General features: G+C 69.3%; 26 protein-coding genes. 19 read left to right on the plus strand and 7 right to left on the minus strand.

The annotated features are described in order from the left end of the window. Positions 1 to 37: 37 nt before the first annotated feature. From ACW17W_RS04100 to ACW17W_RS04120, 5 genes are all read right to left on the minus strand, one after another. A complete protein-coding gene (locus tag ACW17W_RS04100) occupies positions 38 to 799 on the minus strand; it encodes an ABC transporter permease (protein WP_492079471.1) in 762 nt (253 codons plus the stop codon). Continuing rightward, positions 796 to 1,557: an ABC transporter ATP-binding protein gene (locus tag ACW17W_RS04105; RefSeq protein WP_492079472.1), complete on the minus strand. Its 762-nt coding sequence runs from the start codon at positions 1,555 to 1,557 to the stop codon at positions 796 to 798. Before ACW17W_RS04105 ends, ACW17W_RS04100 begins: the two co-directional genes overlap by 4 nt. Continuing rightward, complete coding sequence (locus ACW17W_RS04110) at positions 1,550 to 2,590, minus strand: ABC transporter substrate-binding protein (RefSeq protein ID WP_492079473.1); 1,041 nt, start codon at positions 2,588 to 2,590, stop codon at positions 1,550 to 1,552. The genes ACW17W_RS04105 and ACW17W_RS04110 overlap by 8 nt, the downstream gene beginning before the upstream one ends. 689 nt (positions 2,591 to 3,279) lie before the next feature. Then, positions 3,280 to 5,106, minus strand: coding sequence for an ABC-F family ATP-binding cassette domain-containing protein (locus ACW17W_RS04115; protein WP_492079474.1), 1,827 nt, complete (start codon positions 5,104 to 5,106; stop codon positions 3,280 to 3,282). A gap of 119 nt (positions 5,107 to 5,225) precedes the next feature. Continuing rightward, positions 5,226 to 5,600, minus strand: coding sequence for an endonuclease domain-containing protein (locus ACW17W_RS04120; RefSeq protein ID WP_492079475.1), 375 nt, complete (start codon positions 5,598 to 5,600; stop codon positions 5,226 to 5,228). A 72-nt stretch (positions 5,601 to 5,672) separates the two neighbouring features. Between ACW17W_RS04120 and ACW17W_RS04125 the strand changes: the two genes are divergently transcribed. The 7 genes from ACW17W_RS04125 (at position 5,673) to ACW17W_RS04155 (ending at position 10,129) form a co-directional block, all read left to right on the plus strand. Continuing rightward, positions 5,673 to 6,032: a type II toxin-antitoxin system HicB family antitoxin gene (locus ACW17W_RS04125; protein ID WP_492079476.1), complete on the plus strand. Its 360-nt coding sequence runs from the start codon at positions 5,673 to 5,675 to the stop codon at positions 6,030 to 6,032. A gap of 56 nt (positions 6,033 to 6,088) precedes the next feature. Further along, positions 6,089 to 6,508, plus strand: coding sequence for a YcgN family cysteine cluster protein (locus tag ACW17W_RS04130; protein ID WP_492079477.1), 420 nt, complete (start codon positions 6,089 to 6,091; stop codon positions 6,506 to 6,508). Positions 6,509 to 6,730: 222 nt separating this feature from the next. Beyond that, positions 6,731 to 7,060 carry a hypothetical protein gene (locus ACW17W_RS04135; protein ID WP_492079478.1) on the plus strand — a complete coding sequence of 110 codons (330 nt, stop codon included), beginning with the start codon at positions 6,731 to 6,733 and terminating at the stop codon, positions 7,058 to 7,060. Then, positions 6,975 to 8,198: a DNA-packaging protein gene (locus ACW17W_RS04140; RefSeq protein ID WP_492079479.1), complete on the plus strand. Its 1,224-nt coding sequence runs from the start codon at positions 6,975 to 6,977 to the stop codon at positions 8,196 to 8,198. Before ACW17W_RS04135 ends, ACW17W_RS04140 begins: the two co-directional genes overlap by 86 nt. Before the next feature lie 82 nt (positions 8,199 to 8,280). Beyond that, complete coding sequence (locus ACW17W_RS04145; RefSeq protein ID WP_492079480.1) at positions 8,281 to 9,426, plus strand: phage portal protein; 1,146 nt, start codon at positions 8,281 to 8,283, stop codon at positions 9,424 to 9,426. Further along, positions 9,423 to 9,650 (plus strand): hypothetical protein, encoded by a 228-nt coding sequence (locus tag ACW17W_RS04150; RefSeq protein ID WP_492079481.1) that lies wholly within the window; start codon positions 9,423 to 9,425, stop codon positions 9,648 to 9,650. Before ACW17W_RS04145 ends, ACW17W_RS04150 begins: the two co-directional genes overlap by 4 nt. Positions 9,651 to 9,697: 47 nt before the next feature. Beyond that, positions 9,698 to 10,129: an HK97 family phage prohead protease gene (locus ACW17W_RS04155; protein WP_492079482.1), complete on the plus strand. Its 432-nt coding sequence runs from the start codon at positions 9,698 to 9,700 to the stop codon at positions 10,127 to 10,129. Here ACW17W_RS04155 and ACW17W_RS04160 read toward each other — a convergent pair. Further along, entirely contained in the window at positions 10,110 to 10,976 is an 867-nt protein-coding gene (locus ACW17W_RS04160; protein ID WP_492079483.1) for a hypothetical protein, read from the minus strand. The two genes, ACW17W_RS04155 and ACW17W_RS04160, sit on opposite strands and share 20 nt — an antisense overlap. Positions 10,977 to 11,075: 99 nt before the next feature. Between ACW17W_RS04160 and ACW17W_RS04165 the strand changes: the two genes are divergently transcribed. From ACW17W_RS04165 to ACW17W_RS04200, 8 genes are all read left to right on the plus strand, one after another. Beyond that, positions 11,076 to 12,332 carry a phage major capsid protein gene (locus ACW17W_RS04165; RefSeq protein WP_492079484.1) on the plus strand — a complete coding sequence of 419 codons (1,257 nt, stop codon included), beginning with the start codon at positions 11,076 to 11,078 and terminating at the stop codon, positions 12,330 to 12,332. Between the two features lie 150 nt (positions 12,333 to 12,482). Beyond that, the gene (locus tag ACW17W_RS04170) at positions 12,483 to 12,749 is read left to right on the plus strand and encodes a head-tail connector protein (protein WP_492079485.1); all 267 of its coding nucleotides are present in this window, start codon (positions 12,483 to 12,485) and stop codon (positions 12,747 to 12,749) included. Continuing rightward, entirely contained in the window at positions 12,746 to 13,054 is a 309-nt protein-coding gene (locus ACW17W_RS04175) for a head-tail adaptor protein (protein WP_492079486.1), read from the plus strand. The genes ACW17W_RS04170 and ACW17W_RS04175 overlap by 4 nt, the downstream gene beginning before the upstream one ends. Further along, the gene (locus ACW17W_RS04180) at positions 13,051 to 13,458 is read left to right on the plus strand and encodes a DUF3168 domain-containing protein (protein ID WP_492079487.1); all 408 of its coding nucleotides are present in this window, start codon (positions 13,051 to 13,053) and stop codon (positions 13,456 to 13,458) included. Before ACW17W_RS04175 ends, ACW17W_RS04180 begins: the two co-directional genes overlap by 4 nt. Before the next feature lie 46 nt (positions 13,459 to 13,504). Beyond that, complete coding sequence (locus ACW17W_RS04185) at positions 13,505 to 13,921, plus strand: phage major tail protein, TP901-1 family (RefSeq protein WP_492080251.1); 417 nt, start codon at positions 13,505 to 13,507, stop codon at positions 13,919 to 13,921. Then, entirely contained in the window at positions 13,918 to 14,211 is a 294-nt protein-coding gene (locus ACW17W_RS04190) for a GTA-gp10 family protein (RefSeq protein ID WP_492079488.1), read from the plus strand. Before ACW17W_RS04185 ends, ACW17W_RS04190 begins: the two co-directional genes overlap by 4 nt. Continuing rightward, positions 14,211 to 14,402, plus strand: coding sequence for a phage tail assembly chaperone (locus ACW17W_RS04195; RefSeq protein WP_492079489.1), 192 nt, complete (start codon positions 14,211 to 14,213; stop codon positions 14,400 to 14,402). Before ACW17W_RS04190 ends, ACW17W_RS04195 begins: the two co-directional genes overlap by 1 nt. Beyond that, entirely contained in the window at positions 14,395 to 14,952 is a 558-nt protein-coding gene (locus ACW17W_RS04200) for a phage tail tape measure protein (protein ID WP_492079490.1), read from the plus strand. The genes ACW17W_RS04195 and ACW17W_RS04200 overlap by 8 nt, the downstream gene beginning before the upstream one ends. A gap of 4 nt (positions 14,953 to 14,956) precedes the next feature. On the opposite strand, the gene ACW17W_RS04205 is transcribed toward ACW17W_RS04200, so the two are convergent. Then, complete coding sequence (locus ACW17W_RS04205) at positions 14,957 to 15,643, minus strand: DUF805 domain-containing protein (RefSeq protein ID WP_492079491.1); 687 nt, start codon at positions 15,641 to 15,643, stop codon at positions 14,957 to 14,959. Positions 15,644 to 15,731: 88 nt separating this feature from the next. Between ACW17W_RS04205 and ACW17W_RS04210 the strand changes: the two genes are divergently transcribed. Genes ACW17W_RS04210 through ACW17W_RS04225 form a run of 4 tightly spaced genes read left to right on the plus strand, consistent with a single transcriptional unit; the run spans position 15,732 to position 21,228 of the window. Next, positions 15,732 to 16,352: a phage distal tail protein, Rcc01695 family gene (locus tag ACW17W_RS04210; protein ID WP_492079492.1), complete on the plus strand. Its 621-nt coding sequence runs from the start codon at positions 15,732 to 15,734 to the stop codon at positions 16,350 to 16,352. A gap of 1 nt (position 16,353) precedes the next feature. After that, on the plus strand, positions 16,354 to 17,004 hold the full coding sequence (locus tag ACW17W_RS04215) for a phage/gene transfer agent baseplate hub protein (RefSeq protein ID WP_492079493.1): 651 nt from the start codon (positions 16,354 to 16,356) through the stop codon (positions 17,002 to 17,004). Further along, positions 17,001 to 17,615, plus strand: a complete 615-nt coding sequence (locus ACW17W_RS04220) for an NlpC/P60 family protein (RefSeq protein WP_492079494.1) — start codon at positions 17,001 to 17,003, stop codon at positions 17,613 to 17,615. Before ACW17W_RS04215 ends, ACW17W_RS04220 begins: the two co-directional genes overlap by 4 nt. Continuing rightward, entirely contained in the window at positions 17,530 to 21,228 is a 3,699-nt protein-coding gene (locus ACW17W_RS04225) for a baseplate multidomain protein megatron (protein WP_492080252.1), read from the plus strand. Before ACW17W_RS04220 ends, ACW17W_RS04225 begins: the two co-directional genes overlap by 86 nt. Positions 21,229 to 21,283: the final 55 nt, after the last annotated feature.

Below are 21,283 nucleotides of genomic sequence, written 5' to 3' on the forward strand. Positions count from 1 at the left end.
ACGGACGCCCTTAACTGCGGCCTAACGTATCCGCAGGTCAGATGCGGCGGCGAACGACGGAGCGGCTGGCGAGGGCAATCAAGCCATTGAGGGTCAGGCCCAGGATCGCCAGCCAGATGAGGGCGGCGATCATCTCGGCCGTCCGCAGTCGATTGGCGGCTTCCAGAAGACGCCAGGCCAGACCCTGGGTTGCGCCGGAGCCGGCGACAAACTCGGCGACGACGGCGCCTACAACTGCAAGCCCAGCCGCGACCCGCAGACCTTCGAGGGCGAAAGGCAGGGCCGAGGGCAGTCGCAGCCGGCGCAGCCTCTGCAGCCGGGACGCTCCATACAGATCGAACAGCCGCTCCAGATCCGGATCGGCGGAACGGAGGCCGGTCAGGACACCCGAAAAGATCGGGAAGAAGGCGACGCAGGCGGCGAGAATAACCACGGCCAGATCCGCTCGGTCCAGCCCGACCCAGATCTGGACGAGGGGAGCGATGGCCACCACGGGCGTGACCTGCAGGGCGATGGCCAGCGGGCGGGCCGCACGCTCGGCCGTTCGGCTGAGCGAGAGCAGCACCGCCAGACCCCCGCCGAGGACGCTGGACAGCACCAGCGCCTGGATCGCCATCCAGACGGTTTGCAGCGCAGCAGCAGTGAGCACCGGGGCGCGCTGCACGAAGGCCGTCGCAACCGCCTGTGGAGTGGGAAGCAGGTAGGCGGGCAGGGCGAAGGCGACACAGGCGGCGGCCCACCCAGCCACAATGACGGCGATCAGAACCACCGGCGCGAGAAGCCGCGAAAGTCGGCTCATTCCGCCGGCTCCATGCCGGCGTCATCCATGGCGGCGGCGAGATCGGCGGCGACGGTTTCAACCATGTCCCGGAAGGCCGGGGCGGCGCGCCAGTCCACGGGGCGCGGCAGCGGGCCCGGCGCGGGACGGGTCTTCAGGATGCGGCCCCCGGGTCCGAGAATGACGATTCGCCCGGCCAGAAACACGGCCTCCTCGACATCATGTGTGACGAAGACGATGGAGGGGCGGCGGGCAACCCAGAGCTGGTGGATCCGGTTCATCAGCCGACGACGGGTGACGGAGTCGAGCGCGGCGAAGGGTTCGTCGAGCAGAAGGAGGGCCGGGTCGGTCACGACGGCGCGGGCAAGGGCCACGCGCATGGCCATGCCGCCGGACAGGGCGTGAGGGTAGAGGCCGGCGTGGTCGGCGAGACCGACCTCGGCGAGGACGAGCCCCGCACGTCGGCGCGCCTCGTCAGGCGCGACGCCGGCGAGTTCGAGCGGCAGGGCGACATTGGTCCGGGCGTCGGCCCAGGGCATCAGGGTCGGGCTCTGGAACACGAACCCTGTCCGGCCCGCCGGGATATGACGTTCGACGCGCCCCGCAGCGGCTTCGAGGCCCGCGATCAGGCGCAGCAACGTGGACTTTCCGGCCCCGGAGGCGCCGACGACGGCCGTGATCTCCCCGGCGACAATGGACAGGGAAAAGGGGCCAATGGCGCGGTCGGGGCCGTAACAGACGCGCGCCCCGTCCAGAACGACGATCGGAGCCTCAGCCACGGCCCGGCAGATAGGCGGTGGTGAAGGCGTCGCGCCAGTTCAGATTGGCGGGATAGACGCCGGTCGCGGAGACGGCCTGGAAAAAGGCCTGCCAGCGGTCGGCGGTCATGGCGCCCAGGCCGTAGAGCGCCGCATCGCCGCCCTCAACCAGGCCGTTGGCGTTCATGGCCTGGCGCGCCTGATCGAGGATGACGTCCGTCATGTCGGGATTGTCGCGTTTGATCAGGGCGTTCGCCGCTCTCGGGTCGCCATTCATATAGTCGCGCCAGCCCTCGGCGGAGGCGGCGATGAAGGAACGAAGCGCTGCGGCGTTGTCGCGGGCGAAGCCGTCGGGAGCGAGGACCAGGGTGGCGTAAGACTCATAGCCGTCGTCGGCGAGAAGGAAGACCTTCGGCTCGAAACCTCCCTCGCGGCGAATGATGAAGGGCTCGCTGGTGACATAGCCCTGTTGCACGGCGCGGCGGTCCGCCAGGAAGGGGGCGGGGTTGAAGGTGTATTTGCGGACCTGGTCGTCGGTGAAGCCGTATTTCGCCTTCAGCCATGGCCACCATGCCGTGCGGGCGGCGTCGGACAGCAAGAACGGCCGGCCGGTCAGGTCGGCGATGGATTCGAGCGCCGGGTCCGGATGGGCGATCAGGACCTGGGGGTCCTTCTGGAAGAAGGCGGCGACGGCCTTTACCGGGGCCCCCTCCTGAACCAGATTCAGGGGGATGAAGCTGTTGGAGCCCATGCCGAGTTCGACGGCGCCGGAGGCCAGCAGCTGGGGCACATTGACGGCGGGGCCGCCCTGGATGATCTGGACGTTGAGGCCGCGCTTCTCATAGGCCCCTGAGGCCAGGGCCTGATAAAAGCCGCCATGCTCGGCCTGGGCCCGCCAGTCGGTGGCGAAGCGCAGACGGATACGGCCCTGATCGTCGACCGGGGCGGAACGGTCCTCACAGCCGGCGAGGGCGGCGCCCGTAACGGCAGCGGCGGCCGCACCGATCAGGGCGCGACGGCGGGTAAAAAAGGGGCGATTCTGGTCCCACGACATGGGCCGAGGCTAGAGGTCTGGAAAGGCGAAGGGAAGGCAGAGCGCGCGGGGCGGAAAGAACCCCTCCGTTCTGGCGCGTGCGCCGCTCCCGGTGGTTGCCGGGCCCGGAATTGAGTGAAGGGACGGAGGCCCGGTCGAACCGTTGCCTTCGTCCCTTCACCAAGTCCGGGTTGGACCTGGCCATGAGGTTCAGAACCCTGGCCCCAGCGCCTGCGAGGCGAACCCCGGAGGCCTTCGGCTGTATTCTGGCGGCTCCTGTCCGATGGCGTCTCGCCGGGTCTCTAAACCCCGCGTCGTCCAACGATCCCGGCCTGGTTCTCCCTGAACCGGAGCGCCGAAGCGTTCGGTTCGGGAGCCTGGGCCCTGCCTGATGCTGCCTGCGTCATCCGGAGATGATCTCGGCCGACCGGGTCAGAGAGCCGGACCGGTTCGCTTGAGCCCCGGGTCTCCCCGGATTTCCGCGCCGCCGTGTCCCTCGGCGTGATCAAGGTCTCTCTGAATCCGGAATCCGGCAATGGGTCCGGACACGGTAAATGGGGATCAATCGGGGGACGATTTTTGTCCGGATCTGTGGATAACGGGTCGATGACAAAAGGATGCTTTCAATGTCATGCATTTGTCACGATCCGGCCTTGGTTCGACAGTCTGTGGACAACTGACTCGCTCCAACATGCGAACCGTAGCGCCAGTCATCCCGCCAGCGCTTCTCGTTTGGCTTCCAGTTCGAGCCATTCCTCTTCCGCTTCGGCGAGCTTCTGCTGGGCGGCCTCAAGCGCCTTCATGGTCGAGGCGAAGCCGGCGGGGTCGCGGGAGTAGAAGTTGACGTCATCGAGCCGGGCCTGATGCGACTTGATCGTGTCGGGGAGGGCGTGGATCAGGGCGTCGAGTTCCTTGAGGCGGTGGGCATCCTTGAAGGAGAGTTTGCCTTTGGGCGTCGGTGCGGCCTTGGCGACCGGAGCCGGAGCCGGGGCTGGTGCGGCCTGCGTCGGACCCCGTCCGGCCGCGATCTGTTTGAGGAAGTCCGGGTTCTGGCCGATGAAGTCGGTCCAGCCGCCGGGGGTTTCGACAATGTCGCCGCGGCCGTTCATGCCGATGGTCGAGGTGGCGAGGCGGTCGACGAAATCGCGGTCGTGGCTGACCAGGATCAGGGTCCCGTCGTACTGCTCCAGAAGCTCCTCAAGCTTGTCGAGCGTGTCCATGTCGAGGTCGTTGGTCGGTTCGTCGAGGACCAGCATGTTGGCGGGTTTGGCCAGGGCCAGGGCCAGCAGCAGGCGGTTGCGCTCGCCGCCCGACAGGGTCGAGATGGGCTGGCGCAGCTGGGCCTCGGTGAAGAGGAAGTCCTTGGCGTAGGCGGCGACATGTTTGGAAATCCCGCGCACCAGGATGCTGTCGCCGCCGCCGGGGGTCAGGGCGTCCCACAGGGTCATGTCGGACCGCAGCCCGTCGCGCGACTGGTCGAGATAGACGGTCTCGAGACTGGCGCCGAGCTTGACCGTTCCATCGGTGGGCGCGAGTTCGCCGAGCATGATCTTGACCAGGGTGGTCTTGCCCGCGCCGTTGGGGCCGACGATGGCCAGACGGTCGCCCCGGAGGATGCGGCTGGTGAAGGGCTTGATCACCATTCGGTCGCCGAAGGATTTGGTCACGCCCTTGAGGTCGGCCACCAGCTTGCCGGATGTCCCGCCGGAATCGACGCCGAGATACATCTCGCGCGGGCGATCCTGGGCCTGTTCGGCGCGTTGGGCGCGCAGGGCGTCCAGCGAGCGGGCGCGCCCCTCGTTGCGGCTGCGGCGGGCGGTGATGGAGCTGTAGAAGGTCGCGGTTTCGCGTTCGATGGTCCTGGTCAGCTTCTGGAAGGCCAGCGCTTCTTCTTCCTGAACCTTGGTGGCCCATTCGTCGAAGGCGTCGAAGCCCTTGTTCAGGGTGCGGACCTGACGGTTGTCGAGCCAGTGGCAGGACTGGGTGACGCGGTTCAGGAAGGCGCGGTCGTGGGAGACGATGAGGGCGGCGCAACGGGCCGCGATGATCTCCTTTTCCAGCAGTTCGATCGCCAGAATGTCCATGTGGTTGGTCGGCTCGTCCAGCAGGAGCAGGTCGGGCTCCTCGGCGAAGGCCTTGGCCAGGGCGGCGCGACGGATCTCGCCGCCGGACAGGCCCCGGGTGGACTTGTTCGGGTCCATGCCGAAGGTTTCCAGCCAGGACTCGGCCGTCCAGGACTCCGCGTCATTGGAGGTGGCGTAGTCCAGCAGGGTGTCGCCGGCGATCACCGGCTCTTGCGGCACATAGGCGAACTTCACCGCCCCCTGGATCGAGCGGGTGCCCGAGTCCGGCTCGATCAGGCCCATCACGACCTTCATCAGGGTGGATTTGCCAGCGCCGTTGCGGCCGACCAGGCAGGAACGGGTGCGCGGCTCAATGGCGAGATCAACGCCGTCGAACAGGGGACGCTGGCCGTCCTGGAGGCGGACGTCCTTGAGGGCGACGAGGGGCGGGCGGGGGGAGGAGCGGGGAGCCATGTAGAACCTAAATCCTCACCCGCACAGCGGGGGAGGGGGACCGGGCGAAGCCTGGTGGAGGGGGCGAAAGCGAGGCTGATCTAGGGGGTTTGGCGTCGGGTTTCCATAGGAAGGTGCCTCTATTCGCCTCGAAGACGATGTCGGGCCCGGAGCCACATCTCTTCTGCGACCTCATCGGCGTTTCTCAGGACATCTTCGGCCCGGAAACGCATGACCTCAATCCCTCGCTGATTCAGCCAGCCGGTTCGGCGGGCATCATGCCTGACCTGCCCGTCAGCCAGATGGATCTGACCGTCGATCTCAACGCACAGGCGGGCAGCGGCGCAATAGAAGTCGAGAATATAGGGACCGAGAGCGTGCTGGCGGCGAAAGTTTGGCCGCCCCGGCAGACGGGCGCGGACAAGGACCCAGATCGCCGCTTCCGGCGGTGTCATCGAGCGCCGGAGACATCTTGCGCGTTTTTGGGTAAGAACCGGTGCTCTCATGATTAACATCTTACCCGTTTCCGCCCCCTCCACCACGCTTCGCGCGGTCCCCCTCCCCCGCTTTGCGGTGGAGGATGCAACGTGACGAACCAGATGACTTACAAGGGCTATTCCGCGGCCGTGGAGTTCGACGCGGATGACGAGATCTTCTTCGGAAAGCTGGCTGGCATCCGCGATGGTGTCGGCTTTCACGCCGACACGGTCGCGGAACTGAAGGCGGCGTTCCGCGAGGCGGTGGACGATTACATCGAGACCTGCGCCAAGATCGGGAAGTCGCCCGACAAGCCCTATTCCGGCAAGGTGATGTTCCGGGTCGATCCGGAGGTGCATGCCCGTGTGGCGAAGGCGGCGGAACTGTCAGGACGCAGTCTGAATGCCTGGGCCGAGGATGCGCTGAGGCGTGCGGCCGACGCCGACATGGCCAAGGCGGTGGCGGTCTGACCGCCGCGACGGCCCCGGCCGCCAAACCCTTCTGGCAGACCAAACGGCTGGAGCAGATGACCCGCGCGGAGTGGGAGAGCGTCTGCGACGGCTGCGGCCTGTGCTGCCTGATCCGGTTCGAGGACGAGGACACCGGAGTGGTGTTCGCGACCAAGGTGCATTGCCGACTGTTCGATCCCGACCGCTGCACCTGCATCGACTATCCGAACCGCAAGAAGCAGGTGCCGGACTGTATCAAGCTGACGCCGCAGAACATCGAGGCGCTGGACTGGATGCCGAAGTCGTGCGGCTATCGCCGGCTGAATGAAGGGCGGGGGCTGGCCGACTGGCATCCGCTGGTGTCGGGCGATCCGGAGAGCGTGCATACGGCCGGGGTGTCGGTGCGGGGGCAGACGATCTCGGAACTGGACCTGGACAAGCCTGAGGACGCCGTCGGCTATGAGGCGCCGGAATGGGACATCGAACGCGGCGTCTAGGCGGTCTGTTGGGCTGACGACGCGGGCTATGATGGTCGAGCAAAGACGTCCGTTGTTTCCTTTGATGGATTCCGATTCTCGCGGCGATGAACCCGCCTATGGGCGCTGGTCCGCTATAGTTTGCGAATGGCGAGACATGGGGATGCGGCCACAGGAGGCCCGGCAGGGGGACCGGCGGCGGACCTGACGCCCGGTCCCGCGGCGGTCGATCCGCTGGAGGCCATGATCGCAAGCCTGAAACAGGAGCTTCTGGACGGTGTCGGCGAAACGCCGCTGGAGCGGGTGCGTCGGGCCAAGGCGGTTTCGGCGACGGTGAGGGCCCACGCGGACATCGGCGGCCTGGAACGAAGCGCAGGGAGGTTGAAGGGCGTTGACGGACTCGAGGACGCCGCCGCCGAGCAGGCTTTCAGGGACAGGCTCATTTCCCGAATGGCTGGCCTCGTTGCCGACCTCGAGCAGGAGGACCTTGCTGTCTGCCCTGCCTGTGGCCGTGTTGAACCTGATCGAGAGGGACTGGAGGGGGTGGTCGCGGAGATCGCAAAGACCGCCTGAGACACCCTGGGCGACCTGGCTGTTTCTGGGCGGCCGGGGAGCCGGCAAGACCCGCGCCGGCGCGGAATGGCTGACGCAGAGAGCCCTGCCGGGACGGCGGCTGGCCCTGGTCGGGCCGACCCTGCACGACGTGCGTGAGGTGATGATCGAGGGGGCGTCGGGCCTGCGGGCCATCGCCCCCGAGGCGCGCCGGCCGGTCTATGAGAGTTCGCGCCGGCGGCTGGTCTGGCCGAACGGGGCGGTGGCCCAGGTCTATTCGGCGGCCGAGCCGGAACGGCTGAGGGGGCCGCAGTTTCACGATGCCTGGGCGGACGAGTTCTGTGCCTGGAAAAAGCCGGGCGAGACGCTGGCGATGCTGAGGCTGGGTCTGAGACTGGGCGACGATCCGCGTCTGGTCGTGACGACCACGCCGAGACCGCTGGCGGCGCTGAGATCGCTGATGGCTGAACCGACCGTGGTGCTGACCCGGGCGGCGACCCAGGAGAACCACGCCAACCTGTCGGCCGGTTTCCGCGAGGGACTGCGCACCCTCTATGCCGGGTCCCGGCTGGAGGCTCAGGAGGTGGAGGGTCAGGTGCTGGACATGGAGGGCGGGTTGTGGACGCAGGCCATGCTTGAGAGGGCCCGGGGGACCGCGCCGGAACATCTGGACCAGATCGTCATCGGGCTGGATCCGTCAACGACCGAGACCGGCGATGCCTGCGGCATTGTGGTGGTCGGGCGACGTGGGGGGACGGCCTATGTGCTGGCCGACGAGACCATGAGGGCGCGCGCGCCGATGCGATGGGCCGCGCGGGTCGCCGATCTGGCGGCGGTGCATGAGGCGGACTGGGTCATCGCCGAGACCAACCAGGGCGGCCAGATGGTGTCCCATCTGTTGAAGCTGGCGAAGTGCGGGGCGCGGATCAAGCCGGTACACGCCACGGCGTCGAAACGGATGCGGGCCGAGCCGGTGGCCGCCCTGTATGAGCAGGGACGGGTGGTGCATTGCGCCGCCTTTCCCGAGCTGGAGGAGGAGCTGATGGGCATGGGTGACGCCACCTGTGGCCGCAGTCCGGACCGCGCGGACGCCCTGGTCTGGGCGGTCGGGCATCTGTTGCTGAACGCGCGCGGAACACCCCAGGTGCGCCAGCTGTAAGCGGTTTTCGAGATTGAATTGACGTGATCCGTCCCGGTGTCCGCCGGGCGAGGAAGGATGACCTGTGGCCTGGATGCAGTGGATGCGACGACGGGATGAGGCGACGCCCGAGACCAAGGCCAGTCGGGCGGGGCCGCTGATCGCGTTTCAGTCGGCGGGACGCCCGCGCTGGACGCCGCGCGACTATGCCAGTCTGGCCAGCGAGGGGTTTGCGAAAAACCCGGTGGTCTATCGCTGCGTGCGGATGATCGCGGAGGCGGCGGCCTCGACCCGGATGACGGTGTTCGAGGGCGGGGTCCGGGCGGACGACCACGCGGTGGCGCAACGGCTGGCCCGGCCCAATCCGGAACAGTCGGGCGCGGAGTGGCTGGAGGGCGTCTATGCCGCCCTGCAGACGGCGGGCAACGCCTATGTCGAGGCGATCGGTGCGCCGGACGAAGCCGCGCCACAGGAGCTGTGGAGCCTGAGGCCGGACCGGGTGAAGATCGTGCCGGGACCGGGCGGCTGGGCCGAGGCCTGGGACTATACGGTGGATGGGCGCACCGTGCGGATCGGGCGCGAGCCGGACGGCTGGGCCCCGGTGATGCAGCTGAAGCTGTTTCACCCGACGGATGACCACTATGGCCTGTCGCCGCTGGAGGCCGCGGCCTTCGCCATCGATGTGCACAATGCCTCTGGCGCCTGGAACATGGCGCTGCTGAACAATGCGGCGCGGCCGTCGGGGGCTCTGGTCTATGGGGCGCGGGACGGGGAGCGGTTGACGGCCGAACAGTTCGAGACGCTGAAATCCGAGCTGGGCGCGACCCATTCCGGGCCCGCCAACGCCGGGCGGCCGTTGCTGCTGGAGGGCGGGCTGGACTGGAAGCCGATGAGCCTGTCGCCGGCGGAGATGAATTTCATCGAGGGGAAACATGCGGCGGCGCGCGAGATCGCCCTGGCCTTTGGCGTGCCGCCGCAGCTGCTGGGGATTCCCGGGGACGCGACCTATGCCAACTATCGCGAGGCCAATGCCGCCTTCTGGCGGGCGACGGTGATCCCTCTGGTGCGCAAGACGGCCGGGGCCCTGACCGGATGGCTGGGTCAAAGGTACGGCGACATCCGCATCGAGCCGGATCTGGAGACGGTTCCCGCCCTGCAGGCCGAGCGCGACGCCCTGTGGGCGCGTCTGGGTGCGGCGACCTTCCTGACCGACGGGGAGCGGCGGCGGATGGCGGGGGTCGAGGGATGAGCGACGACTGGAAACGGATGCCGCCGGCGGTGGTCGCCGCCCTGATCGTACAGACGGCCGCCGCCCTGATCTGGGCCGGGGCCGCCTCGGCGCGGATCGCGGCGCTGGAGACGGGCGCAGGTTCGCAAGGGCAGGTGGTCGAGCGACTGGCGCGGCTGGAAGAGCAGGGGGTGGCGACCCGGGCCGCGGTGGAGCGGATCGAGCGGCGGCTGGAGGGGAAATGACGGTTGAGGGTCGAGGGTTGAGGGTCGAGGAAGAAGGCGTAACGAGTTTGCCCCTCGTCCCTCGCCCCTCGGCCCTGTCCATTCACGGCTACGCCTCCCTGTGGGGCGTGGCGGATCTGAACGGGGATGTGGTGGCGCAGGGCGCGTTCGCCGACAGCCTGGCGCGGACCGGGGCGGCGGGGGTGCGGATGCTGCATCAGCATGAGGCGCGCGCGGTGGTCGGCGTCTGGGACGAACTGGTCGAGGATGACCGGGGCCTGTTCGTGCGCGGCCGGATCGAGGACTGGTCGGCCGAGGCCCGCTATGCCGGGGCGTTGAGCCGGGCGGGCGCGCTGGACGGTCTGTCGATCGGGTTTCGCACAGCGGCGGCGCGGCGCGAGGGACGGCTGCGGGTATTGAGCCGGGTCGAGCTGTGGGAAGTGTCGCTGGTGACGTTTCCGATGCTGCCGGGGGCGAGGTTCAGCGTTTCGTCCCGTTGAGCGCCTGCTGGTCCTGCGCCTTCTTCAGCAGGGCGGCTATGGCGTCGAGGACTTTGGGGTTCTGGACGGCACGGCCGAGGAAGAAGGCGCCGGCGAGGGCGAAGGCGAGCGGGACACGGAACAACAGGGTGGCGAGAATGGCGATCGCGCCGAGGGCGACCCAGAGGCCGAACAGGAGGGACTGCCGGTTCTCGGCGACGGGTTCCTCGATCGGCGGGCGCCCCGGGTTGCGGTCGAAAGCGCGGGCCGCGACGGAGAAGGCATTGACCGGACGCTCCGTCTCCTGAACGCGCTGGAGAGGCCCGACATTGACGAGGGGGGTAGGATCGGGCGGCGGCGCGAAGGCCTGCAGTCGCCGCTGGGCTGAGTGTAGAAGACCCTCACGCATGGTCGGCTCGGGCCTGAGGGTTTCAGGTCCCGGCTGTTCGAGCGTGACAGGCATGGAGCGGCCGGCGCTGTCGACGGTGAAGATCTCGCTGACGTGCGCGGTGGCGAAGTCGATGGCGCGGGTGTCCTGGCCATAGCTGTCGGCATGCAGGGCGATGACGCGGCCCCGATACATCTCGACCTGGAAGGCGATGGACTCGGGCAGGCCGGTGATCATGGCGTGGACTGCGCCAAACCGGCCGGAAACGCCCTGTGACGCGCCTGTAACGGGGTGATCGAAAACCACCTCTGTATAGGCGCCGAAGGCGGTGTTGCGGCGGCGGCCGGGACGGGCCCTGGCGAACTGGCCGGCGAGACCCGGCAGCACGGCGCGCTGGTCATGGGCGAGGGCGGCCATGACGGCGGTCTCGAGGCCGGTGAAGCGCGGCGAGGATCCGGGCGTATCGATATGGCGGCTCATGGGAGCGCCCCGTCAACAGTGACGATCAACAGATTTCGGGCGGGCTGAGGCACGACCCGACCCTAACCGCGACGGGCGGTTTCTCAAACCGGAGACATGATGAAAGAGACCAAACAGGCCTCGGGCACCCCCGAGGCGCGCGCCGCCATGCATGAGATGATGGCGGCGTTCGAGGCGTTCAAAGGGGCGAATGACGCCCGGCTGGACGAGATCGAGAGGAAGAGCGCGGCCGACGCCCTGCTGGAGGAGAAGGTGGCGCGGATCGACCAGGCGGTGGGTCAGGCGCAGGCCCGGCTGGACCGGGTGATGTCGGAGGCGCGGAGGCCGCAGCTGGGGGGTGGAGAGACCCCCTCCGGATCGCTGCAAGCGCAGCGATCCTCCTCCCCATTTCATGGGGAGGAGAAGGCCGCGTTCGACGGCTATATCCGCACGGGGGCCTCGTTCGGGCTGGAGGTGAAGGCGGGGTTGTCGTCGGCGCCGACCTCGGGCGGCTATGTCGTGCCGCCGGAGACCGAACGGGCGATCGAGCGGCGGCTGATGACGGTCAGTCCGATGCGCGAGATCGCGACGGTCCGGACGGTGGCGGCCGGGGTGTTCAGAAAGCCGGTCTCGACAGCCGGCGTGGCCTCGGGCTGGGTGGCGGAGACGGCGGCGCGGCCCGAGACCGACCCGGCGACCCTGGCCCTGCTGGAGTTTCCGGCGGCCGATCTCTACGCGAGTCCGGCCGCGACCCAGACCCTGCTGGACGACGCCCTGATCAATCTGGACGAATGGCTGGCGGCCGAGGTCGAGGACGCCTTTGCGGCGCAGGAGACCACGGCCTTCGTCACCGGCGACGGGACCAACAAGCCGAAGGGCTTCCTGGCCTATGACATCGTCGCCGACGCCGATCAGGACTGGGGCGAGATCGGCTATGTCGCCTCGGGCGCGGCCGGAGCCTTCGCCTCGACCAATCCGGCGGACCGGCTGATCGACCTGATCTATGCGCCCAGGGCCCAGTACCGGCCGAACGGACGGTTCGTGATGAACCGGCGCACGGTCTCGACGGTGCGCAAATTCAAGGACGCGGACGGCAACTACATCTGGACGCCGGCGTCGCGACCGGGCGAGACGGCCAGCCTGCTGGGCTATCCGGTCACCGAGATCGAGACCATGCCCGACATCGCGGCCAACAGCGCGGCGATTGCCTTCGGCGACTTTCAGCGCGGCTATCTGATCGTCGACCGGGCCGGGGTGCGGGTGCTGAGGGACCCCTATTCGGCCAAGCCCTATGTGCTGTTCTACACCACGAAACGGGTCGGCGGCGGGGTGCAGAACTTCGACGCCATCAAGGTGATGAAATTCGCCGCCTCCTAGAGGCGGAGTGACGAGTGGTTAGTGGCGAGTGGCGAGTGAAGCGCCGCTCGTCGCTGGCCGGAGCGCCCAACGGCGACGGTCCGACGGATGAGATTGGCGCTCGCCACTCGTCACTCGACACTCGCCACTTTCGAGCAAAGCGAGACCCCCATGACCGCACCCGTCTCCCTGGCGGAAGCGAAGCTGTTCCTGCGCGTCGGCCATGAGGCCGAGGACGGGCTGATCCAGACCCTGATCGACGCGGCCCGGGCGCGGGTGGAGGGAGAGGCGGGCTTGAGCCTGACCTCGACCTCGGCCGCGCCGCTGCGGCTGGCGATCCTGATGCTGGCCCTCCGGGCCTATGAGCGGGGCGAGACGGAGATGGCGATCAGGCCCGTGGAGGCCTGGATCGCACCGTATCGGGCGGCGCGGCTGTGAGCGGCCCGCCGAGGATACTGGCCGAGCTGCTGGAGCCCGTCGAAGCCGAAACCCCCTATGGCGGGCGGTCGACGACCTATCTGCCGCTGGGACTGGCGTGGCTGTCGCCACAGGGCGGGTCCGTGCGCGAGCGGGTGGTGGCGGGCGGCGACCATGCCACGGCGCGGCGGACGGTCGAGGCGCGGAAGGACGAGCGAATAGGCGCGGGGCGCGTGCTGCGTTTCGAAGGCGGCGACTGGCGGATACGCACGGTGGAGAGCTGCCGCTTCGGATGGACGCGCCTGGGACTGGAGGCGGCGCGATGAGCGGACACGAGAACGCCCTGACGAAAGGACTGATCGCCCGACTGGCGGACGATCCGACGCTGAAAGCCCTGATGGGGGATCCGGCTCGTATCGGGGATCAGCCGGCCGAGAAGGCGGTGTTTCCCTATCTGCTGATCGGGCGCGGCGAGAGCCGGCCGGTGGGCGCCGACGGGTGCGGGGTCGAACATCGATTGAGCCTGTCCTGCGTCTCGCGTTTCGGCGGCGCCGAGGAGGCGCGGGCCATCTGTTCCGCCGTACGGGCGGCGCTGACGGACGCGACGGTCGAGGCGGACGGGGTGAGGACGGTCAGTCTGGCCGTGACCTTTACCGACGTCTTCCGGACCTCGGACGTCCGTCGGACCTATGGCGTTATGCGGGTGCGCGCCGTGACGGAAGACGCCTGACCGCTCCCTCTCCCGCCGGGAGCAGGGTTTCATGAAGGACGATGCAATGGCCGCACAACGCGGAAAAGACCTGTTGTTGAAGATCGGCGACGGGGCGGCGCCGGAGGCGTTTACGACGGTCGCCGGGCTGAGAGCGCGGACGATCGCCCTGAACGCGCGGACGATTGATGTGACCGACGGCGACAGCGCGGGCCGGTGGCGCGAACTGCTGGGCGGCGCAGGGGTGCGGTCGGCGGCCGTGGCGGGGCAGGGGGTGTTTCGGGACGCGTCCTCGGACGCTGCGATCCGTGAGGTCTTCTTTGCCCAGGAAGCGCGACGATGGCGGTTGATCGTGCCGGACTTCGGCGTGCTGGAAGGGCCGTTCCTGGTGACGGCGCTGGAGTATGCCGGCGAGCACGAAGGCGAGGCGAGCTTCGCCCTGAGCCTGGCCAGCGCCGGCGAGATCGGGTTCACCGCACTGTGACGGCCAACGCAGCCCGGGGCGAGGCGTCGGCGGTGCTGGCGGGGCGGTCGAGGCGGCTCTGTCTGACCCTGGGCGCTCTCGCCGAGATAGAGGCCGGGCTGGGTCTGGCCGGGGTCGGCGAACTGGCAGAGCGAATGCGGGCCCCGTCGGCGTCGGATCTGATGGTCGTCATGGCGGCCTTGCTGAGGGGCGGGGGCGAGGACGACCTGGCCGAGGGGCTGGCGGACGCGACCATCCTTCCGCGCGAGGCGGCCGAGGCGGTGGCGGCGGCCTTTGCGGCGGCCGGTTGATGTCCGGCGATGACGGCTGGGGCGTGATGTTGAGACGGGCGCTGGCGATGGGTCTGGCGCCCGAGGCCTTCTGGCGGCTGTCGCTCAGGGAGTGGCGGATGCTGACGGGGCCGCACCCGGGTGCGTGCCCGGGCGAGTCTCTGGGCCGGGCGGAATTGGAACGAATGGCGGAGGCGTGGCCGGATGACTGAGGCAGGCGGTTGGGGCGATCCGGCGGGCGCCGGGCTGGACGGCGTGCCGGAAAGGGCCGCGGAGGCAGCGGCCGCCCTGGAGTCCCTGAAGGAGCCGGCGGAACGCACGGCGGCTTCGATCGAGGCGGCGTTCGGACGGGCGGGCGACAGCCTGAGCCGGTCACTGGCCCGGGCCGCTGCGGACGGCGAGGTGACCCTGGCCGAACTGGCGCGGGCGGTGCTGGCGGCAGTGACGGCCGGCGCGGGCGGCAGGCAGGGCGGATCGGGCGGTCTGGGCTCGGCCGTCGCCGAGGCGGTCAGCGGCCTGTTCGGCGGCTCAAGGGCGGAGGGCGGGGCTGTCGTTTCCGGCGCCGCCTATCTGGTCGGCGAGCGGGGACCGGAGGTGTTTCGACCCGCGAGCCCGGGGGTTATCGACTCCACGGGCGTCGCAGGGACTTCGGTGACGGTCAATCTGTCGATGTCAGGCGGTCCGCAGGGCTTGCTGCGCTCGGAGGCCCAGATCGCCCAGATGCTGGCGCGCGCCGTGACCCTGGGCGCGCGCCGGCTGTAGAGGACTATTCGCCCTTGGGGTTGGGGCCGAAGCGGTTGGTTCCGGGCTGGCCGGGCGTCAGGCCGATCCAGAGCAGGAAGCCGAGGCCAATCAGGGCGACGATTCCGAAGATGCCGAAGGCCGGTCCCATGACCGCGAGAATGGCGGCGGGGTCTTCATTCTGGAACGCTTCCGCATTGGCGAAGATCGAGGCGCCGACGAGCATGAAGCCGGCGACGAGACCCACGACGGTCGCAACGTAGGGAATGGCGGCGAACCAGCCTGACTTGCCCATATCGTGGAGCCGCTTCACCGTGATGGCGAGGTTCGGCCAGATGAGGGCGATGGAAATCAGGGTTCCGATAAACGGGATCAGACCGAGAATGAAGCCGGCCCCGAACAGGATCAACCAGGCGATGCCGAAGTGGCTGCGCCGGATTCGGCCGTTGAACTGAAGCATCAGGTGCTGCCAGTCGATGGCGTCCGGCGACGCCACGCCCGCAGATGACAGGGCGGCGGCCGGCTGTGGCGCAGCCGCGAGGATCATGATCTGGGTCGCCAGGCCGTCGACCGGCACGAAGTCGACGCGCTGGGCCTGGGCGGCCGCGCCGCTTTGCACATCCGCCGCGTCGAACGCGTAACGAAGACCATCGTCGCCGCTGATCAGGCCAGCGCCCGTTGCTTCGTCAAAACTGATAATTTCACCGCGCATGCGCCCCTCCGATGTGATGCGGCCGTCCGGGCCGCCGCGCGAGAGTGGACGAGCGCGGCGCATCTCACAACCCATGGAAAGATGACAGATGACGGCGTTTGATGAGGCGCGGCTGCCGGCCCGTCTTGCGTTCGGATCTACGGGCGGGGTGGAGCGACGGACCGAGATCGTCACCCTTGGGTCCGGCCATGAGCGACGGTCCACGCCCTGGGCGCAAGGGCGCAGACGATATCTGATCGGGGCCGGGTTGAGGTCGCTGGACGATATGGCCGAGCTGACGGCCTTCTTCGAGGCGCGGCGGGGACGGCTGCGCGGATTCAGGTTCCGCGACTTCGCCGATTTCAAGTCGTGCGCACCGGCTGCCGCGATCACGGCCAGCGACCAGGACCTTGGCGAGGGTGATGGCGCCAGGACGCGCTTCCAGCTGGTGAAGGCCTATGGAGATCTGAGCCGCGAAATCCGCAAGCCCGTGGCTGGAACGATCCGGCTGGCGGTGGACGGGGAGGCGCTGGCGGCCGGCGAATTCGCGGTGGACGCGGTCAGCGGAGAGGTCGAACTGGCGTCGGCCCCCGCCGCCGGTTCACGCGTCAGCGCCGGCTTCGAGTTCGACACGCCGGTACGGTTCGATGCGGACCGGATCGAGATCACCCTGGAGAGTTTTGGCGCGGGGCGGATGGTCGCCATTCCCCTGATCGAGGTGCGGGTCTGAGATGCGCGATATTCCGGAGGCGATGGCCGCCCGAATCGAAGGCGGGGCGGCGACCCTGTGTCATGTCTGGTTGCTGCGGCCCCGGAGCGGCGTGGCGTGGGGCTTCACCGATCACGACCGGGATCTGAATGTCGAGGGCGTCCTCTGTCGCGCCCGGGGCGGGTGGGTGGCCGGCGCGGTCGATGCCGCGACGGGCCTGGCGCCGGGCGACATGACGATCGGCGGGGCGGTCGATGACCTGATTTCGGAAGCGGATATCCTGGCCGGGCGGTTCGACGGGGCCCGGGTCGAGATCTGGCGGGTCGACTGGGAGCGTCCCGATCTGAGGGTGCGGCTGTGGGTCGGGACGATGGCGCGCATTCGCCGGGACGGCGAGGCCTTCGTGGCCGAGTTGGACGGACCGATGGCGGCCCTGGAGCGGGTCGTGGGCCGGACCTATGGCCGGGGGTGCGATGCGGTGCTGGGCGACGGACGCTGCCGGGTGGATCTGACGGCATTCCCGGACGCCCGCTGCGACAGGCAGTGGTCGAGCTGTCGCGACGTCTTTGACAATGCGATCAATTTCCAGGGCTTCCCGGACATCCCGGGGGACGACTTCCTGACCGTCTATCCGGCGGCCAACGGGCGGCATGACGGGACGAGCCGCCGGTGAGGGCGGCGGCGGAGCGGGCGCGGGAGTGGCTGGGCACGCCCTACCGACATCAGGCCAGCCTTCGAGGCGAGGGCGCGGACTGTCTGGGGCTGGTGCGCGGGGTCTGGCGCGAGGTTGTCGGACCCGAGCCCGAACCTGTTCCCCCCTATTCGCCAGACTGGGCGGAGGCCGGCGGCGAGGAGACGCTGCTGGAAGCCTTGCGGCGCTGGCTGGTTGAGATCGCGCCCGAGACCGCCCGGGCCGGGGATGTGCTGCTGTTCCGCATGGCGCCGGGGACGGCGGCGAAACACTGCGGTGTGATGAGCGCCGGATCGCTGGCGAACGTCGCCGCCGAGGCGCGGATGGTCCATGCCTATTGGGGCCGCGCGGTGGTCGAGAGCTGGCTGGGGCCATGGTGGCGAAAGCGGCTGGCGGCGGCCTTTGCATGGCCGGGCGACGGCGAAGACCCGGATGAGAAGGAGCCGTTGAATGGCCCAGGTGGTGCTGAGTGCGGTCGGGCAGGCCGTGGCGGGGGACGTGGGTCGCGTGATCGGCTCGACCCTGGGCGGAATGCTGGACCGGGCGGCGATCAACGGTCTGGGCCCCGCCCGGCAGCGCGGTCCCAGACTTGAGGGGCTGAGACTCCAGTCTTCGGCCGACGGCGCGCCGATGGCTTACGTCCTCGGCCGGGCGCGGGTGACGGGGCAAATCATCTGGGCCGCGCAGTTTCGGGAGCAGCGCCACGAACAGGGCGGAGGCAAGTCGGGTCCAGGAACGGTCGAGACCGCCTATTCGCTGAGTTTCGCCGTAGCCCTGTGCGAAGGTCCTATCGACGGAGTGGGCCGGGTCTGGGCTGACGGCCAGCCGATGGACCTGTCCGGCGTGGTCATGCGGGTGCATCACGGCGGTCCGGATCAGACGCCGGATCCGCTTATTGAAGCGGTGGAAGGGGCTGCCCCGGCCTATCGCGGCTCGGCCTATGTGGTGTTCGAGGATCTGGCGCTGGGCCGATATGGCAATCGCCCGCCGCAGCTGAGCTTTGAAGTGTTCCGGCGGCCGCAGGGCGGGGTGCTGGAGGAGAAGCTGGAGGGCGTGTGCCTGATCCCCGGCGCCGGGGAGTTCGTACTGGCGACGGAGCCGGTGTTCCGGCGGGACGGCCTGACGCAATCCACCGTCGAGAACGTTCACCAGACCGGGGACCAAGCCGATCTGAGGGTCTCGATCGACCAGCTGGAGATGGCCTTTCCGAACCTGAAGCGGGTCAGTCTGGTGGTGGGCTGGTTCGGCGACGACCTGAGGGCGGGACACTGTCGGGTGAAGCCGGGCGTCGAACGTCGGGACAAGGCGACGACGCCCCGGACCTGGTCGGTCGCGGGGCTGGACCGGACGGGCGCCCATCTGATCTCCAGCCATGGGGGCGCGCCGGCCTATGGCGGCACCCCTTCGGACGAGAGCGTGCGGCAGGCCGTGGCGGCGCTGAAGGCGCGGGGGTGGGCGGTGACCCTGTATCCGTTCGTCTTCATGGACATCGCGCCCGGCAATGGGCTGGACGATCCCTATGGCGGGCCTGAGCAGGCGGCCTATCCCTGGCGCGGCCGGCTGCGGGGCGAGGACGGCGCCGGGGCGACGGTCCAGATCGCCAGCCTGTTCGGGACCGCCTCGGACTGGGGGCTGAGACGGCTGGCCCTGCACTATGCCGGTCTGGTCGCCGAGACCGGGGCGGACGGGTTGCTGATCGGATCGGAGATGCGCGGCCTGACATGGACGCGGGACGAGGCCGGCCGCCATCCCGCCGTCGACCAGTACCGGACCCTGGCCGCCGAGTGCCGGGCGGTGGTCGGGCCGGATGTCGACCTGTCCTATGCGGCGGACTGGTCGGAGTATGCGTCGCACCGGCCGGACGACGGTTCTGGCGATCTGATCTTCCACCTTGATCCGCTGTGGGCCGATCCGGACATCAACTCCGTCGGGATCGACTGGTATCCGCCGATGGGCGACTGGCGCGCCGGCAGCGGCGGCCTTGATGCCGCGGACTGGAGCGGGGCTGACGACCGTGACTATCTGGCGGGCCAGGTCGCCGGCGGCGAGGGCTTTGACTGGTACTATGCCACCGAAGCGGACCGGGCTGGGCAGGTGCGGACGCCCATCATCGACACCGCCTATGGCGAGGACCGGGTGTTCCGCATCAAGGATCTGGTCGGCTGGTGGTCGCACGCTCACCACGACCGGATCGGCGGGGTGAGGCAGGCGGAGGCCACGGGATGGTTGCCCGGGATGAAGCCGATCCGGCTGACGGAGTTCGGCTGCGCCGCCGTGGACCGCGGGGCCAATGCACCCAATCTGTTCCAGGACCCCAAGAGCGCCGAAAGCGCCCTGCCGCCGCATTCGACAGGCGCACGCGACGACCGGATGCAAAGGCGAACCCTGGAAGCGGTGCTGAGCCACTTCAGCACCGCCGGAAACAATCCCGTGTCGAGCCTCTATGGCGGTCCGATGCTGGCGGGAGCCGACGCCTGGTGCTGGGACGCGCGGCCCTTTCCGGCCTTTCCGTCGGCCGCTGCGGTCTGGGCGGACGCGGGCGCCTGGCGTTGCGGTCACTGGCTGAACGGACGTGCAAGCGGGGAGGGCGGCCTCATCCTGGCCGAAATCCTCAAGCGGGGCGGCCTCGGGGAGGACGCGTTCCGGATCGGGCCTTCGTCGGGCGTGCTGACCGGCTATGTCGTCGATCGGCCCATGCGGACGCGGGATGCGATCGAACCGCTGCTGGGCGCCCTGGGCATGACGGCGGCCGAACAGGGCGGGAAGGTGGTGCTGGGCGGCGAAGGGCAGCCCGTCTGCGTCCTGGCGCTGGAGGCGATGGCGCTGGCCGAGGAGGGCGCCGCGTTCGGCCGGTCGCGCGCCCTGGTCGAGACGCCGGACGTGGTGCGGGTGCGCTTCATCGACGAGACGGCGGACTATCAGACCGGATCGGTCGCCGTGCGCGCGGAGGCTGGCGCCAGCGGCAGCGGCGGCCCCGGGGGCGGGATCGACATCGATCTGCCGGCGGTGTGCGAGGCCCGTCTGGCCCACGGGCTGGCGACGCGAACGCTGAAGGACGTCGAGGCGGCCGAAGCGCTGACGGTGCGGCTGGGGCCGCTGGAGGCGTTGAAGCTGGAGGTCGGAGATCAGGTCCGGGTGGAGGGGCGTGACGAGGTCTGGCGGATCGAGCGGCTGGCCGTGGATGAGGGGGTGGTCGCGACCCTTGCCCCGGTCGTGGATGGGGACGGCGTCGATCTGGCGCCCGAGTGGCGGAGCCCGGCCGGGCCGCCGGTCCCGGGCGCGCCCTTCCTGAAGATCCTCGACCTGCCGCCGCTGCCGGCCGCGCCCGATGACGGGCGGCTGCTGGCGGCGGTCGCGGCGGAGCCCTGGACCCCGATGCAGGTCCGCGGTGGACCTTCGGTGGAGGCGCTGACCCTGAGGGGGCAGGCCCTGCGTCCTGCGACTGTGGGGCGGCTGGAGGCGGAGACGCCGCCCGGACCCGTCGGGCGGTGGGATCGGGTCAATGTTCTGATCGTCGCCGTCGAGGGCGCCGCGCCCGAAAGCCGCACGGACCTCGCGGTGCTGGGCGGGGCGAACGCTGTGGCGGTCGAGACGGAAGGGGGCTGGGAGATCGTTCAGTATCGCGAGGCGGCGCTCTTCACCGGCGGCCGCTGGCGTCTGGGCGGATTGCTGCGGGGACAGCGGGGCACGGAGACGGAAATGGCAGCCGGCCTGGGAGCCGGTGCGACCGTCGTGTTTCTCGACGAGGCCCTTGTGCGGCTGGCTGGTCAGGTCGGTGAGTTCCGCCTGCCGCAGCTCTGGCGCGCCGGACCCCTGAGCGGTCCGACAGGAGGTCCCGGGGTGACCGAGACATCGACGACGGCCCAAGGCGTCTGGGCGCGCCCCTGGCGGCCGGCGCACCTGAGATCGCGACAGGACGGCGCAGGTCTGGCGCTGAGCTGGATTGACCGGTCCCGACTCGACAGCGACGGCTGGGGTGACGAAGACCTTCAGCCTGATCCGAAGCGCTATCGGGTGCGGGTTCTGGCCGGCGGCGCTGCCTTGCGGACGTTTGAGGTGGATGGCGAAGCCGCCACGTATCTGAATGCGGATCGAACCCTGGACTTTCCCGGGGGGGCGGGGGCGGAAGCCAGGATCGGCGTGGCCCAGGCGAGCACGCGTGGAGGCTGGGGCGTGGAGGCTGTCATCGCCTTGTCGGACGGATAGCCATTGCGTTGGGGCGCGCATGGCTTAACTGACGGCTCTGGACATTGAACCGGGT

The organism is Brevundimonas sp. FV1ye29L (assembly GCF_058681095.1).

Coding starts and splice junctions, on each gene's coding strand:
- ACW17W_RS04145 (WP_492079480.1), top strand. CDS start 8,281: ATGCGACGACGGGATGAGGCGACGCCCGAGACCAAGGCCAGTCGGGCG.
- ACW17W_RS04200 (WP_492079490.1), top strand. CDS start 14,395: ATGACTGAGGCAGGCGGTTGGGGCGATCCGGCGGGCGCCGGGCTGGAC.
- ACW17W_RS04185 (WP_492080251.1), top strand. CDS start 13,505: ATGGCCGCACAACGCGGAAAAGACCTGTTGTTGAAGATCGGCGACGGG.
- ACW17W_RS04120 (WP_492079475.1), bottom strand. CDS start 5,600: ATGTTAATCATGAGAGCACCGGTTCTTACCCAAAAACGCGCAAGATGT.
- ACW17W_RS04195 (WP_492079489.1), top strand. CDS start 14,211: ATGTCCGGCGATGACGGCTGGGGCGTGATGTTGAGACGGGCGCTGGCG.
- ACW17W_RS04180 (WP_492079487.1), top strand. CDS start 13,051: ATGAGCGGACACGAGAACGCCCTGACGAAAGGACTGATCGCCCGACTG.
- ACW17W_RS04210 (WP_492079492.1), top strand. CDS start 15,732: ATGACGGCGTTTGATGAGGCGCGGCTGCCGGCCCGTCTTGCGTTCGGA.
- ACW17W_RS04150 (WP_492079481.1), top strand. CDS start 9,423: ATGAGCGACGACTGGAAACGGATGCCGCCGGCGGTGGTCGCCGCCCTG.
- ACW17W_RS04115 (WP_492079474.1), bottom strand. CDS start 5,106: ATGGCTCCCCGCTCCTCCCCCCGCCCGCCCCTCGTCGCCCTCAAGGAC.
- ACW17W_RS04130 (WP_492079477.1), top strand. CDS start 6,089: ATGACCCGCGCGGAGTGGGAGAGCGTCTGCGACGGCTGCGGCCTGTGC.
- ACW17W_RS04215 (WP_492079493.1), top strand. CDS start 16,354: ATGCGCGATATTCCGGAGGCGATGGCCGCCCGAATCGAAGGCGGGGCG.
- ACW17W_RS04135 (WP_492079478.1), top strand. CDS start 6,731: ATGATCGCAAGCCTGAAACAGGAGCTTCTGGACGGTGTCGGCGAAACG.
- ACW17W_RS04160 (WP_492079483.1), bottom strand. CDS start 10,976: ATGAGCCGCCATATCGATACGCCCGGATCCTCGCCGCGCTTCACCGGC.
- ACW17W_RS04205 (WP_492079491.1), bottom strand. CDS start 15,643: ATGCGCGGTGAAATTATCAGTTTTGACGAAGCAACGGGCGCTGGCCTG.
- ACW17W_RS04165 (WP_492079484.1), top strand. CDS start 11,076: ATGAAAGAGACCAAACAGGCCTCGGGCACCCCCGAGGCGCGCGCCGCC.
- ACW17W_RS04110 (WP_492079473.1), bottom strand. CDS start 2,590: ATGTCGTGGGACCAGAATCGCCCCTTTTTTACCCGCCGTCGCGCCCTG.
- ACW17W_RS04100 (WP_492079471.1), bottom strand. CDS start 799: ATGAGCCGACTTTCGCGGCTTCTCGCGCCGGTGGTTCTGATCGCCGTC.
- ACW17W_RS04170 (WP_492079485.1), top strand. CDS start 12,483: ATGACCGCACCCGTCTCCCTGGCGGAAGCGAAGCTGTTCCTGCGCGTC.